Annotated in this window: 10 protein-coding genes; 7 read left to right on the top strand and 3 right to left on the bottom strand. The window is 62.9% G+C overall.

Annotated features, from left to right (window positions below):
• The first annotated feature begins 87 nt into the window (after window positions 1-87).
• A complete protein-coding gene (locus tag N436_RS03685; RefSeq protein WP_016713720.1) occupies window positions 88-1707 on the top strand; it encodes an FMN-binding glutamate synthase family protein in 1620 nt (539 codons plus the stop codon).
• A 124-nt stretch (window positions 1708-1831) separates the two neighbouring features.
• Here the strand turns inward: N436_RS03685 and N436_RS03690 are convergent, their stop codons facing one another.
• Window positions 1832-3250 (bottom strand): amino acid permease, encoded by a 1419-nt coding sequence (locus tag N436_RS03690; protein WP_105945831.1) that lies wholly within the window; start codon window positions 3248-3250, stop codon window positions 1832-1834.
• A 392-nt stretch (window positions 3251-3642) separates the two neighbouring features.
• Here N436_RS03690 and N436_RS03695 point away from each other — a divergent pair, with 392 nt between their 5' ends.
• The 3 genes from N436_RS03695 (at window position 3643) to N436_RS03705 (ending at window position 8181) form a co-directional block, all read left to right on the top strand.
• Window positions 3643-6792, top strand: coding sequence for a transglycosylase domain-containing protein (locus tag N436_RS03695; RefSeq protein WP_110740451.1), 3150 nt, complete (start codon window positions 3643-3645; stop codon window positions 6790-6792).
• A gap of 89 nt (window positions 6793-6881) precedes the next feature.
• Window positions 6882-7427, top strand: a complete 546-nt coding sequence (locus N436_RS03700; protein WP_028698561.1) for a PadR family transcriptional regulator — start codon at window positions 6882-6884, stop codon at window positions 7425-7427.
• Entirely contained in the window at window positions 7420-8181 is a 762-nt protein-coding gene (locus N436_RS03705) for a siderophore-interacting protein (protein WP_105945829.1), read from the top strand. The genes N436_RS03700 and N436_RS03705 overlap by 8 nt, the downstream gene beginning before the upstream one ends.
• A gap of 120 nt (window positions 8182-8301) precedes the next feature.
• Here the strand turns inward: N436_RS03705 and N436_RS03710 are convergent, their stop codons facing one another.
• Together N436_RS03710 and N436_RS03715 are read right to left on the bottom strand one after the other, a co-directional pair.
• Window positions 8302-8937 (bottom strand): Pr6Pr family membrane protein, encoded by a 636-nt coding sequence (locus tag N436_RS03710; RefSeq protein WP_110740452.1) that lies wholly within the window; start codon window positions 8935-8937, stop codon window positions 8302-8304.
• Between the two features lies 1 nt (window position 8938).
• Entirely contained in the window at window positions 8939-9160 is a 222-nt protein-coding gene (locus N436_RS03715) for a VF530 family DNA-binding protein (protein WP_003252112.1), read from the bottom strand.
• Window positions 9161-9324: 164 nt separating this feature from the next.
• Here N436_RS03715 and N436_RS03720 point away from each other — a divergent pair, with 164 nt between their 5' ends.
• The 3 genes from N436_RS03720 (at window position 9325) to N436_RS03730 (ending at window position 15366) form a co-directional block, all read left to right on the top strand.
• Complete coding sequence (locus N436_RS03720; protein ID WP_110740453.1) at window positions 9325-11373, top strand: TonB-dependent receptor; 2049 nt, start codon at window positions 9325-9327, stop codon at window positions 11371-11373.
• A gap of 217 nt (window positions 11374-11590) precedes the next feature.
• Window positions 11591-12925, top strand: a complete 1335-nt coding sequence (locus tag N436_RS03725; RefSeq protein ID WP_105945826.1) for a carbohydrate porin — start codon at window positions 11591-11593, stop codon at window positions 12923-12925.
• A 29-nt stretch (window positions 12926-12954) separates the two neighbouring features.
• On the top strand, window positions 12955-15366 hold the full coding sequence (locus tag N436_RS03730; protein ID WP_105945825.1) for a glucose/quinate/shikimate family membrane-bound PQQ-dependent dehydrogenase: 2412 nt from the start codon (window positions 12955-12957) through the stop codon (window positions 15364-15366).
• Window positions 15367-15393 lie beyond the last annotated feature (27 nt).

Here is a 15393-nt window from a genome sequence, read left to right on the forward strand (position 1 = left end):
TTTTAATTTGCAGCGCCCCGCAACTTGGCTATGGTCGGGGTTTGCCCCCAGGCCCTGAGCCTGACCGCGCCATCGCAAGGACCCCGTATGAGCCTGTCACTTCTCAGTCGCTATGCCTTCTTCGCCGCCTGTGTGCTGTTCACCCTGGCGAGCCTGCCCTTCACCCACCACGAATGGCTGTGGCCGTTCACCCTGACCACTGGCATCCTCAGCCTGATCGGCGTATTCGACCTGCTGCAGCAACGCCATGCGGTGCGCCGCAACTACCCGATCCTGGGCAACATCCGCTACCTGGTCGAAGCCATTCGCCCGGAAATTCGCCAGTACCTGCTGGAATCGGACAGCGACGCCTTGCCGTTCTCCCGCGCCCAGCGTTCGCTGGTGTATGCCCGGGCGAAGAACGAGGCCTCGGACAAGCCATTCGGCACCCTGATCGACGTGTACGAGTCCGGCTTCGAGTTCATCGGCCACTCCATGCGCCCGGCGCCGCTGGCCGACCCGTCCAGCTTCCGCGTCATTGTTGGCGGGCCGCAGTGCAGCCAGCCGTACTCGGCGTCGATTTTCAACATTTCGGCAATGAGCTTCGGCTCGCTCAGCGCCAACGCCATCCGCGCCCTCAACCAGGGTGCCAAGCTGGGTAATTTCCACCATGACACCGGCGAGGGCAGCATCAGCCCTTACCACCGCGAGCACGGTGGCGATCTGGTCTGGGAACTGGGCAGTGGCTACTTCGGTTGCCGCACGCCAGACGGGCGCTTCGACCCCGAACGCTTCGCCGCCCAGGCGCGCAGCCCGCAGGTGCGCATGATCGAGATCAAGATGAGCCAGGGCGCCAAACCCGGCCATGGCGGCATCCTGCCCAAACACAAGGTCACCCAGGAAATCGCCGAGACCCGTGGGGTGCTGATGGGTGAGGACTGCATCTCGCCGTCGCGCCACAGCGCTTTCTCTACGCCAATCGAGATGATGCAGTTCATCGCACAGCTGCGTGAATTGTCCGGTGGCAAACCCGTCGGTTTCAAATTCTGCCTGGGCCACCCCTGGGAGTTCATGGGCATCGCCAAAGCCATGCTGGAAACCGGCATCCTGCCCGACTTCATTGTTGTCGATGGCAAGGAAGGCGGCACCGGCGCGGCGCCGGTGGAGTTCACCGACCATATCGGCGTGCCGCTGCGCGAAGGGCTGCTGTTCGTGCACAACACCCTGGTGGGCCTGAACCTGCGCGACAAGATCAAGCTCGGGGCCAGCGGCAAGATTGTCAGCGCCTTCGACATCGCCAGCGTACTGGCGATTGGCGCTGACTGGGCAAACTCAGCGCGCGGCTTCATGTTCGCCATCGGTTGCATTCAGTCGCAGAGCTGCCACACCAACAAGTGCCCGACCGGCGTGGCGACACAAGACCCGCTACGCCAGCGGGCGCTGGTGGTGCCGGACAAGGCCCAACGGGTATTGAACTTCCACCACAACACCTTGCGTGCGCTGGCTGAAATGCTCGCGGCGGCAGGCCTGGAGCACCCTGCGCAGCTGGAGGCCAAGCACCTGGTGCGGCGCATCTCGGCCACCGAGATCAAGCTGTTCTCGCAGATGCATGTGTTCTTGAAGCCGGGGGAGCTGCTGACGGGTGAGGTGAACGGGCAGTTCTATTCGCGCATGTGGCAACTGGCGCGGGCGGACAGTTTTGAACCGCACAGTGAAGTAGCTGCCTGATAGAGCCCCGGGGCTGCTGCGCAGCCCATCGCGACACAAGGCCGCTCCCACAGGAGATTGCGTACTCCTGTGGGAGCGGCCTTGTGTCGCGAAAGGGCCGCAAAGCGGCCCCCGCCATATCAGATCAGGAAGCGGTACTCGCTACACCCTGCACTTCTTTCGGCGCAAGACGGAACGCGTAATACAACACCGTCAACAGCACCAGGAACGCCGGGCCGATGTACAGGGCCACGCGGGTATCCTCGAAGTACGCCATCAAGCCAACCACCAGCACCAGGAACGCCAGCGCCAGGTAGGAGCTGAGCGGCCACAGCCACATGCGGTACTTCAGTGCCTTGCGCTCGGCAGTGGTAAGGCCTGCACGGAACTTGAGCTGTGCGAGCAGAATCATCACCCAGGTCCAGATCGCACCGAAGGTGGCGATCGAGGTGACCCATACAAAGACTTTTTCCGGCACCAGATAGTTGGCCAGTACACCCAGCAACAGCGCGCCGATCGACAGCAGCAGCGCATTGCGCGGTACGCCATTCTTCGAAGTGCGGGCGAAGGCCGCTGGCGCCTGGCCGTTCTGCGCCAGGCTGTAGAGCATGCGCCCGGTGCTGAAGATGCCGCCGTTGCACGACGACAGTGCCGCTGTGATGACCACGAAGTTGATGATGCCGGCCGCAGTCTTGATACCGAGGCGCTCGAAGGTCATCACGAACGGGCTGCCCTGGCTGCCGATTTCGTTCCACGGGTAGATCGACAGGATCACGAACAACGCGCCCACGTAGAACAGCAGGATGCGCCAGAACACCGAGCCGATGGCCTGCGGGATGGTCTTTTGCGGGTTACGTGCTTCGCCGGCGGTCAGGCCGATCATTTCCACGCCCAGGTAAGCGAACATCACCATCTGCAGCGACATCAGCACGCCGGTCACGCCATTGGGCATGAAGCCACCGTTGCTCCACAGGTTGGAAATGCCCATAGCCACACCGTCATTGCCAAAACCAAAGGCAATGATGCCGATACCGCCCAGGACCATGGCGATGATGGTGACGATCTTGATCAGGGCGAACCAGAACTCGAATTCACCGAAGGCCTTCACCGCTACCAGGTTGACCGCGCCCATGCTGCCCAGCGCCGCCAGGGCCCAGATCCAGCGCGGTACGTCGGGGAACCAGATGCCCATGTAGATGGCCACTGCGGTAATTTCGGCAACGCAGGTCACCAGCCACAGGAACCAGTAGTTCCAACCGGTGAGGAAGCCCGCCAGCGGGCCGAGGTAGTCCTGGGCATAACGGCTGAAGGAGCCGGCGACAGGGTTGTGCACGGCCATTTCACCAAGGGCGCGCATGATCACAAGGATGGCCAGGCCGCCGATGATGTAGGACAGCATGATCGCAGGGCCGGCCATTTCGATGGCCTTGGCCGAACCCAGGAAAAGACCGACACCGATACAGGCGCCCAGCGCCATCAGACGGATGTGCCGTTCGCCCAGTTCACGCTTGAGCGGGCCGCCTTCAGTGGCAGGGCCGTGGGCAGGGTGGTTGCCGACTGGCATAGCAATACAACCTCATTTTGTTATTGGATTTGACCTTCGTGCAGCACCGGCCATGCCGATAGGCGTGGCGTTGGCTTGCCAGGCTGGCCTTGTGGGCCGGCCCGTATGCCGGAATAGAGCGCCCGGCAGGTCGAAGGGGGCGAGCAGTATAGGAAGTGCGTTGTAGGGGTTTTCACTGTATATGTGCAGAAATTTGGCGAGAACCCCGGGATCGCGTCGCACTCATCACGATCGCCCGGGCACCATAGCAACATCCCGGTACGAAGAAACCCACACCAAAGCCGCATAGCCCTACCTCGCCTTTCTTCCCTTCCTACAAATTTTTCACCTCACCCGCTCAACGTCTAAGCTTCAGACAAGCAAGACGAAAATACCTGGCCGGATAGAAGACTATGGGCGCACTGTGGCAATCGGAACCAACCAGAACGGAAGCACCCGAGATACCTCCGGCCGAGACGCCACAACCCAAGTCACCCCGTCAGCGTCGGCTATGGTGGCGGCTGATCATCCTTATTCTGCTGGTGGCGCTGGTTGCCATCGGCTTTGCGGCGTATGACGAATTCCGCACGTCCGAGCTGCAATCGCGAGAATTCAGCAAACTGGCCGGCACGCTGACCTATTCGCTGCAGCCAGGCCCCAGCGATGCCATCGTCTACCCGGGGGAAGGGCCGTTCGACAAACGCCTGGGCTACAGTGCGTTGGGCGAATTCCTGCCACGGCTGCTCAAGCGCGACTACCTGATCAGCGAGCAGGTGAAGTTCTCGCCAGCGTTGATGAACTACGTCGATCACGGGCTGTTCGTGCCCTACATCGAGAAAATCCAGGCCGGCCTGTCGATCACTGACTGCCGTGGCGACACGCTGTACCAGTACAACTACCCGCAGCACCTGTACCCTGATTTTGCGGCGATCCCGCCGGTGATGGTCAACAGCCTGCTGTTCATCGAAAACCGCGACCTGCTCGACACCCAGGACCCACGCAACAACCCGGCCGTGGACTGGCCACGCTTTGCCAAGGCAGCCTACAGCCAGGTGGCCAAGTACCTGGCCTTGCCCGGCCAGTCCGCTGGCGGGAGTACCTTGGCCACGCAGCTGGAAAAGTACCGCCATTCGCCAGACGGCCTGACCGTCTCGGGGGCCGAGAAAATCCGCCAGATGATTTCCGCCAGCGTGCGCGCCTACCAAGGCGGCCCTGACACGACTGAGGCTCGTCAGCGTATCGTGCGTGACTACCTCAACAGCGTGCCTCTCTCGGCTGTACCGGGGCATGGCGAAGTGCATGGCATGGCCGAAGGCCTGCGGGTGTGGTACGGCGCCGACTTCGACCAGGTCAACCAGGCCCTGACTTCCACGGCCAGCGACCCCGAGAGCATGGCCGCACGTGGCCTGGCCCTGCGCCAGGTGCTGTCACTGATGATTGCCCAGCGCCGCCCCTCGCATTACCTGTCCAAGGGCCGGGTCGAGCTGGCAGAACTCACCGATTCGCACATCCGCGTGCTGGCCGCCAACAAGGTGATCGAGCAGCCCTTGGCCGATGCCGCGCTGGCCAGCAAGGCGGTGTACCGCGACTGGGTCGCGCAGCCGACCATCGTGCCGATTGTGACCAACAAGGGCATCAGCCTGGCACGCAACCGCCTGGCCGCCATGCTCAACCGCCCTTTGTACGACCTCGACCGCCTCGACCTGTCGGCCACCAGCACCTTGCAGGCAGATTTGCAGTTGCAAGTGAGCCAGTACCTGAAGAACCTTGCCGACCCCGAATTCGCGGCGCAGATCGGCCTGATCGGCGAGCGCCTGCTGACCAGCAAGACCACCGACCAGGTGAGCTACAGCTTTACCCTGTTCGAGCGCACCGGCGACGGCTCACGGGTGCGGGTGCAGACCGACAGCACCAACCAGCCTTTCGACATCAACGAAGGCAGCAAGCTGGAGCTGGGCTCGACTGCCAAGCTGCGGGTGCTGACCACCTACCTGGAAATCATCGCCGAGCTGCACGACAAGTACGCGGGCAAACCCGCCGCCGAGTTGAAAAAGGTCGAAGTCGCCGAACTCGACCGCATTACCCAGTGGTCGCTGGAGTGGCTTGCACAAAACAGCAAGAACCAGAGCCTGGATGCCATGCTCGATGCGGCGCTGGAGCGCAAGTATTCCGCCAACACCGGTGAAGCCTTCTTCACCGGTGGCGGCATGCACGTGTTCAACAACTTCCGCAAGGAAGACAACAACCGCAACCCGACGCTCAAGGATGCCCTGCGCGAATCGATCAACCTGCCGTTCATCCGCCTGATGCGCGACCTGGTGCGCTACGTGACCTACCAGCAGCCGTACAACCGCGTGCCGCTGCTAAAGGACGACGCCGACCCGCGCCGCCAGGAATACCTGGCCCGCTTCGCGGACAAGGAAGGCACCAATTACCTGATGCGCTTCTGGAAGAAATACCAACGCAAGACCTCGCAGCAGCGCCTGGACACCTTCCTCGACAGCATGCGCGTGACGCCGCAGCGGCTGGCGGCGGTGCACCGCTACCTGTTCCCCGAAGCCGGCCAGGAAACCTTCAATGCCTTCGTCCGTGCCCACCTCAAGGGCGACAAGATTGCCTTGGGCAAGCTGACCGACGGTCGCCTGTCGGAAATGTACGACGCCTACGGCCCAGGCAAGTACGACCTGCCTGATCAAGGCTATATCGCCAAGGTCCACCCGCTAGACCTGTGGCTGCTCGGCTACTTGCTGAAGAACCCCAGCTCGACCCTGACCGAGATGGTCAACGCCAGCCGCTTCGAGCGCCAGGAGGTGTACGGCTGGTTGTTCAAGAGCCGTCACCAAGGCGCCCGCGACAGCCGCATCCGCACCATGGTCGAGATCGAAGCCTTCCTCGACATCCACCAACGCTGGAAACGCGTGGGCTATCCATTCGACCACCTGGTGCCTTCGCTGGCCACTGCCATCGGCAGCTCGGGCGACCGCCCTGCTGCCCTTTCCGAACTGGTCGGCATCATCCAGAACGACGGCGTTCGCCTGCCAACCTTGCGTATCGATACCCTGCACTTTGCGGCCAACACACCTTACGAAACCAAGCTGATCACCGACCCTGACCGGGGTGTGCGGATTCTGCCGGTTGAAGTCGCGCGTGCCCTGAAAGGCGCCATGTCGCAAGTGGTAGACGCAGGTACCGCACGGCGTATTTCCGGCAGCTTCAAGCTGCAGGACGGCACACCATTGGTGATGGGCGGCAAGACCGGTACCGGTGACAACCGCATCGAAAGCTTCGGCGCCGGCGGTCGGTTGATTGGCTCGCGCTCGCTCAACCGTACCGCCACTTTCGTGTTCTTCCTGGGCGACAACCACTTCGGCACCCTCACCGCCTTCGTCCCGGGGCGCTCGGCAGAGGCGTTCAAATTCACCTCGGCGCTGCCCGTGCAGGTGCTCAAGGGCATGGCCCCGATCCTCATGCCGTACCTGCAACCGGGCAATCCGAATGAATGCAAACCGCCTCAGGTTGCCCTGCACACACCACCTGCGGCAGGGAACGTATCGAACGACTAGATGATAATCATCTGCATTTAAGGGCTTGTCTTTAGATATATCTTGAGTAATATCTTACGATATATCGCAAACGACGGAGCCCTGCCCCCATGCGCGAACACACCCCCCATGATCCCTTCGAACGGCGCCCTGGCCGTGGCGAGCGCGGCCCACGCGTTTTCGCACCCGGAGACCTCAAGCTATTGATGCTCGACCTGCTGGCCGAACAGCCCGGCCACGGTTACGACCTGATCCGCCAGATCGAAAACCTGTTCGATGGCAGCTACAGCCCAAGCCCCGGGGTGATCTACCCCACGCTGAACTTCCTTGAAGAAGCCGAGCTCATCAGCGGCCAGATACAGGGCAGCAAACGCCTCTACGCCATTACCGATGCCGGCCGCCATGCGCTGGCCGAGCAAGCTGTCGCGCTGGACGGCGTACGTATGCGCATCGAAGTCAGCAAACGCGCCCTGCGCGGCCATGACCGCCCGCCAGAAATTCACGAAGCGGTCGGCAACCTGCGCCACGCACTGCACATGCACAGCGGCCGCTGGACACCGGAAGAAATCGAACGGGTTCGCGACCTGCTCAACCATACCGCCAAGGCCATTGCCTCCGGGCCGGCCGAACCTGTCAGGGAGACTCCCCATGAGTGACACCATCCACCGCGTCAACCACGAGATCCGCCAACGCCGCCTGCAGGTACTGCGGGTCACCGACCTCACCCCGCGCATGCGCCGCATCACCCTGGGTGGTACCGAGCTGCAAGGCTTCACCAGCGTGGGCAGCGACGACCATATCAAGCTGCTGTTCGCCGAAACGCCAGAACAACAGCAGGCCATCGAGGCCCGTAATCTGGGGCGTGACGGTGGTGCACGGCCCACCATGCGCGAGTACACACCACGGCGTATCGACCTGGTGGCCAATGAGCTGGATATCGACTTCGTGCTGCACGGTGACGGCCCTGCCTCCACCTGGGCTGCGCAGGCCGCGCCGGGGCAAACGCTGGATATCGCCGGGCCACGGGCGTCGATGGTGGTGCCGGACATTTTCGACAGCTATTTGCTGATTGGTGACGAAACGGCCATTCCGGCGATTGGCCGTCGGCTGGAAGAGTTGCCAGCGGGCCGCCAGGTGCTGGCGGTGATCCAGATCGAAGATGAGCAGGAGCGCCAGCCACTGCCGAGCAAGGCTCAGGTTGAAGTGATCTGGGTGCGCCGCCAGCAGGAAGATTTGCTGGCACTGGTGAAGAACCTGACCTTGCCGCAAGGCCGGTTGTATGGCTGGGTGGCGCTGGAAAAAGCCCTGACCCGCCAGGCCAAGGCGCTGCTGCTGGAGAAAGGGGTGCCGGAAGATGCGCTGAAGGCTGCAGCCTACTGGCGTGCCGATGGGACTGCGGACGACGAATAAACTGTCGTTTCCAGGCCCGGCCTCTTCGCGGGCAAGCCCGCTCCCACAGGTACTCCACTGCCCTTAAGGTTTGTGTAGTACCTGTGGGAGCGGGCTTGCCCGCGAAGAGGCCGGGACAGGCTAAGCAAACTTATACTTCCCGCGCCACCGATCCAGCCCCAGCAAAACGAGACCAATCCCCCAAAAGCCCGCCAGCACCCCCAAGGCATTGAGCATCACCTGCCCATACCCCAGGCTCGACACATCGATGAACGGGTAGGCATACACGCCAATCTCGCTCCCCCGCCACAGCGCATAGGCAAAGTACACCGCCGGGTAAATCGCCCAGACCGCCAGGTGCCATAGCCGCAACGTGCCCTTGCGCACCTCGCACCACCAATACAAGGCATACAGCACCGGCATCACGTCGTGCAGCAGTTCATCCGCCAGCCACTGCCAGCCTTGCGGCTGCCACAAATGGCGCAACAACAGGCTATAGGCCAACGCAACCAGCAGGATGCTGGCAGCAATGGCTGAACTCACCGAAGGAGACAGGAAAAAACGCTTGGCACGCCCTTCCCGCCCGAACGCCGCATAACTGAGCACCGTCGCCACCAAGGTATTGCTCAGCACGGTGAAGTACCCGAACACGTTGATCAGGCCGCCAATCAGGCTGGCCTGTTCCTGCCAGCGCGCCACCAGCACCAGGTACACCTGCACAGTCAGACCGAACCAGCCCAGTACAGCCATACCGCTCAGCCATGGACGCTGTGCCATGTCAGGCCTGGCGCTGCAGCTTCACATACAACTGCTCGACCTTTTCCCGCGCCCACGGTGTTTTGCGCAAGAAGGTCAGGCTCGACTTGATGGTCGGGTTGCTCTTGAAGCAGCGCACATCGATGCGTTCGGCCAGGCCCTGCCATTGGTAGTGCGCCACCAGCTCGGTAAGGATCTGCTCAAGGGTCTTGCCGTGTAGCGCGTTGTGTTGGGCCGTGCTCATGCTGTGCTCCGTAGGAAAGATGCGCACCTTACACGAGTGTAGTGGTGGGTGGGATCAGTCGACTCGACAGAAAAACCGCTGGCCATGGGCAAAACCTCTGTGCTGAAATAGATATGTTATGTTGTAACATTACAAAAGCTTCTGCCAAGGAACGCCCTATCCCCATGCTGTACTCACCGCTTCGCCTCTCCCCACTTGCCGTCGCGCTCTGGCTGGCTGCATCGCCCAGCCAGGCCGTGGAACTCGAACCCCAGGTCATCACCGCCAACCCGCTGGGCAATCGCCAGCTGGCCGCCCCCAGCACCGTGCTTGAAGGCGACAACCTGTTGCAGCAACAGCACGGCAGCCTCGGTGAAACCCTGAACAAACAGCCCGGTGTCGCCTCCACCTGGTTCGGACCGGGCGCCAGCCGCCCGGTGATTCGTGGCCTGGACGGCGACCGCATTCGTATCCTGCGCAATGGCGTCGGCGCGCTGGATGCCTCGTCGCTGTCCTACGACCATGCCGTGCCGCTGGACCCGATCACCGTCGACCGTGTCGAGATCGTCCGTGGCCCTGCCGCCCTGCTGTACGGCGGTAACGCCATCGGCGGTGTGGTCAACACCTTCGACAACCGCATCCCGGATACGCCCATCGAGGGCATTCATGGTGCCGGTGAGCTGCGCTACGGCGGCGCCGACACCACCCGCAGCAGCGCCGGCAAGCTGGAGGCCGGCAACGGTGCCTTTGCCCTGCACCTGGATGCCAACAGTCGCCAGTTCAACGACCTGCGCATCCCCGGCTATGCCCGCAGTTCCAAGGTACGTGACGCTGACGAGCCCGGCAGCAAGCACCGCCTGGAAAACAGCGACGGTCGCCAGGATGGCGGTGCGGTCGGTGGCGCGTACCATTGGGATCACGGCTACGCTGGCCTGTCCTACAGCGGCTATGACAGTAACTACGGCTCGGTGGCCGAATCCGGCGTGCGCCTGGACATGAAGCAGGACCACTACGCCTTCGCCTCCGAACTGCGCGACCTCGACGGCCCGTTCAGCTCGGTCAAGGTCGATGCCGGCTACACCGACTACGAACACAGGGAGATTGAAGAAGGCGAGGTGCACACCACCTTCAAGAACAAAGGCTACGAAGCGCGCATCGAAGCCCGCCACCAACCGCTCGGGCCGGTGGAAGGGGTGATTGGCGCCCAGGTCAGCCGCAACGAGTTCTCTGCCCTGGGCGAAGAAGCCTTTGTCCCGCACACCGATACCGACAGCCTGGCGCTGTTCATGCTCGAACAGTGGCAGGCCACCGAGCGCCTGAACCTGAGCCTGGGGGCACGCATGGAACACACCCGGGTAGACCCCGACGCCAAAGGCAACGAAAACTTCGTCGATGCCGACAGCGCCAGCAGCTTCAACGCCTTCAGCCTGTCTTCAGGTGCGGTGTACCAGCTCGACCCGATCTGGTCGCTGGCCGCCAACCTCGGCTACACCGAACGCGCCCCGACCTTCTACGAGCTGTATGCCAATGGCGCACACGTGGCCACTGGCGCCTTTGAAGTTGGCGATGCCAGCCTGAACAAGGAAAAGGCCATTTCCGCCGACCTGGCACTACGCTTCGACAATGGCACGCACAAGGGCAGTGTCGGGGTGTTCTACAGCCACTTCCGCAACTACATCGGATTGATCGGCACCGGCAACACCCGCGAAGGTGGACATGACCACGACCATGGCGAGGACGACCACGACCACGATCATGACCACGACGGCTTCCCGGAGTACCAGTACCAGGGCGTGCGTGCGCGCTTCTATGGCATCGAAGCCCAGGACCGCTGGCAACTGGCCGAGAACCGTTACGGCAGCTTCGCGCTGGAACTCTCCGGCGACTACACCCGGGCCAAGAAACTCGACAGTGGCGAGCCGCTGCCACGCATCGCCCCGCTGCGCCTGAACAGCGGGCTGGTCTGGGAACTGGACCGCTGGCAAGCACGGGTCGATGTGCAACATGCGGCATCGCAACACCGCAAGCCGGCCAACGAAACCAGCACCGATGGCTACACCACGCTGGGGGCGAGCGTTGGCTACCGCTTCGAGGTTGGCCAGAGCCAGTGGCTGGCGTTTGTTCGCGGTGAGAACCTGACCGACCAGACTGTGCGTTATGCCAGCTCTATTCTGCGCGACATTGCCCCGGCACCGGGGCGCAGTGTGGAAGTCGGCCTGCGTACTACCTTCTGAAATCGCGGGGGCGCTTGGCGCCCCCTACAGGCCATTGTTACCAGACAAACAATAATGACCTGCGACATTTTGTCTTTTTTTCTTACAACTTCCCCTATATCCTCCTCGCCGCAAGCTGAAACGCTTCATCGAAACCATCTTGTCGCCATATCCATTGAAGGGCCCGCCCTTCGATGCGCTTGCCGTTTTTTCAATAATCAAAAGATAGCGCTATCTCATGTTTCAACTGCCCAAACCCTGTTACATCGGCCTTGCCCTCAGTGCCTTGGCGACACCCGCCAGCGCCAGCGAAATGTTCGCCAACGACTCCCCCTGGATGCTCGGCGACTGGGGCGGCACCCGCAGCGAATTGCTGGAAAAAGGCTACGACTTCACCCTCGGCTACACCGGCGAGATGGGCAGCAACCTGCACGGGGGCTACGACCACGACCGCACGGCGCGCTACAGCGACCAGTTCACCTTTGGCAGCCACCTGGACCTGGAAAAGATCCTGGGCTGGCATGACACCGAGTTCCAGCTGACCATCACCGAACGCCACGGCGACAACATCAGCAACGACCGCATCAACGACCCACGCGTCGGCGGCTTCACCTCGGCCCAGGAAGTCTGGGGCCGTGGCGAAACCTGGCGGCTGACCCAGATGTGGATCAAGCAGAAGTACTTCGACGGCGCGCTGGACGTGAAATTTGGCCGCTTCGGCGAAGGCGAGGACTTCAACAGCTTCCCCTGCGACTTCCAGAACCTGGCCTTCTGCGGCTCGCAGGTGGGCAACTGGGTGGGCGGCATCTGGTACAACTGGCCGGTCAGCCAGTGGGCCCTGCGCGTGCGCTACAACCTGAACCCGGAGCTGTACGCCCAGGTCGGCGTCTTCGAGCAGAACCCTTCCAACCTCGAATCCGGCAACGGCTTCAAGCTCAGCGGCAGCGGCACCCAGGGCGCGGTAATGCCGGTGGAACTGGTGTGGAGCCCGCGCCTGAATGGCCTGAAAGGGGAATATCGCGCCGGCTACTACTACAGTAATGCCAAGGCACAGGATGTTCTAAAGGACAGCAACGGCCAGCCGGCAGCCCTGAGCGGCGCCGCCTACCGCAGCAGTTCCAGCAAACACGGCATGTGGCTCGGCGCCCAGCAGCAGGTGACTTCGCTGGCCTCCGACCAGTCGCGTGGCCTGAGCCTGTTCGCCAACGCCACGGTGCACGACAAGAAGACCAATGCCATCGACAACTATGTGCAGGCAGGACTGGTATACAAAGGGCCTTTCGACGCCCGCGCCAAGGACGACATCGGCTTCGCCCTGGCCCGCGTGCATGTCAACCCTGCCTACCGCAAGAACGCCCGCCTGGCCAACCAGGCCGCCGGCCTCGATGACTACGACAACCCCGGCTTCCTGCCCGTGCAGGACACCGAATACAGCGCCGAGCTGTACTACGGCATTCATTTGGCCGACTGGCTCACGGTTCGCCCCAACCTGCAGTACATCCGCCACCCGGGCGGGGTGTCGCAGGTCGATGGCGCCCTGGTCGGCGGCCTGAAGATCCAGAGCAGTTTCTAACCCCTTTTTGACCTGACGGAGAACCTACGATGAGCACTGAAAGTGCCAACAATGGAAGCCGCTGGCTACCGCGCCTGATGGGCGCGCTGCTGTTGCTGATGGGCCTGGCCCTGCTGGCCGGCGGCATCAAGCTGAGCCAGCTGGGTGGATCGCTGTACTACCTGATCGCCGGTATCGGCTTTGCCCTGTCGGGCATCCTGCTGCTGGCTCAGCGCCGTATCGCCCTGGGCCTGTATGGCCTGGTACTGCTGGCCAGCACCGTCTGGGCCCTGCTCGAAGTGGGCCTGGACTGGTGGCAACTGGTGCCACGCCTGGCTATCTGGTTCGCCATCGGCGTGGTGCTGCTGCTGCCATGGGCACGTCGCCCGCTGATCGGCCCGGCCAGCAAAGCCAACACTGCGCTGCTGAGCGTTGCCGTGGTCGCATCCGGCGCTTGCGCGGTCGCCAGCCAGTTCACCCATCCCGGTGAAGTGTTCGGCGAACTGGGCCGCGAAAGCAGCGAAATGGCCAGTGCCGCCCCGGCCATGCCCGACGGCGAATGGCAGGCCTACGGCCGTACCGAACATGGCGACCGCTACTCGCCACTGCGCCAGATCACTCCGCAGAACGCCTACCGCCTGGAAGAAGCCTGGCGTATTCGTACCGGTGACCTGCCGACCGAAAACGACCCGGTGGAGCTGACCAACCAGAACACCCCGCTGAAGGTCAACGGCATGCTCTATGCCTGCACCGCGCACAGCCGCCTGCTGGCCCTGGACCCGGACACCGGCGCCGAAATATGGCGCTACGACCCTCAGGTCAAAAGCCCGGTCGGCACCTTCAAAGGCTTTGCCCACATGACCTGCCGTGGCGTTTCGTACTATGACGAAAACCGCTACGTCAGCCGCGACGGCAGCCCTGCGCCGAAAATCACTGACGCCGGCCAGGCCGTGGCCCAGGCCTGCCCGCGCCGCCTCTACCTGCCTACCGCAGATGCCCGCCTGATCGCCATCAACGCCGACAACGGCAAGGTGTGCGAAGGCTTCGCCAACCAGGGCGTGATCGACCTCACCACCGGCATCGGCCCGTTCACTGCTGGCGGCTACTACTCCACCTCGCCTGCTGCGGTTACCCGTGACCTGGTGATCATCGGCGGCCACGTGACCGACAACGAGTCGACCAACGAACCGTCCGGCGTGATCCGCGCCTACGACGTGCACGACGGCCACCTGGTATGGAACTGGGACAGCAACAACCCGGACGACACCAAGCCATTGGCCCCCGGCAAGCAGTACAGCCGCAACTCGGCCAACATGTGGTCGATCGCCAGCGTCGATGAAGACCTTGGCATGATCTACCTGCCGCTGGGCAACCAGACCCCGGACCAGTGGGGTGCCGACCGCACACCGGGCGCCGAGAAGTACAGCGCCGGCGTGGTCGCGCTTGACCTGGCCACCGGCAAAGCCCGCTGGAACTACCAGTTCACCCACCACGACCTGTGGGACATGGACGTTGGCAGCCAGCCGACCCTGGTGCACCTGAAGACCGACGATGGCGTGAAACCGGCAATCATCGTACCGACCAAGCAAGGCAGCCTGTATGTGCTCGACCGCCGCGACGGCACGCCGATCGTACCGATTCGCGAAATCCCTACCCCGCAAGGCGCGGTGAAGGGCGACCACACCTCGCCGACCCAGGCCCGCTCCGACCTCAACCTGCTTGGCCCTGAGCTGACCGAACAGGCCATGTGGGGCGCCACGCCGTTCGACCAGATGCTGTGCCGCATCCAGTTCCGCGAGCTGCGCTACGAAGGCCAGTACACCCCGCCGTCCGAGCAGGGCTCGCTGATCTACCCAGGCAACGTCGGCGTGTTCAACTGGGGCAGCGTGTCGGTCGACCCGGTGCGCCAGCTGCTGTTCACCTCGCCCAACTACATGGCCTTCGTGTCAAAGATGGTCCCGCGTGAGCAGGTTGCCGAAGGCAGCAAGCGCGAAAGCGAGACCAGCGGTGTGCAGCCGAACACCGGCGCACCGTACGCCGTGACCATGCACCCGTTCATGTCGCCACTGGGCGTACCGTGCCAGGCCCCGGCCTGGGGCTACGTTGCCGCCATCGACCTGTTCACCAACAAGGTGGTGTGGAAGCACAAGAACGGCACCACCCGCGACAGCACCCCGGTCCCGATCGGCCTGCCGGTTGGCGTGCCGAGCATGGGCGGCTCGATCGTGACCGCTGGTGGCGTCGGCTTCCTCAGCGGCACGCTGGACCAGTACCTGCGCGCCTATGACGTGAACAACGGCAAGGAGTTGTGGAGTGCACGCCTGCCAGCAGGTGGCCAGGCCACGCCGATGACCTACACCGGCAAGGATGGCAAGCAGTACGTGCTGGTGACTGCTGGTGGCCATGGCTCGCTGGGTACCAAGATGGGCGATTACATCATCGCTTACAAACTCGCGGAGTAATCCTCAAATGCGGCGGCGCCTGCACCG

It is taken from the genome of Pseudomonas sp. RV120224-01b, assembly GCF_003208145.1.
Classification (GTDB): Bacteria; Pseudomonadota; Gammaproteobacteria; order Pseudomonadales; family Pseudomonadaceae; genus Aquipseudomonas; species Aquipseudomonas monteilii.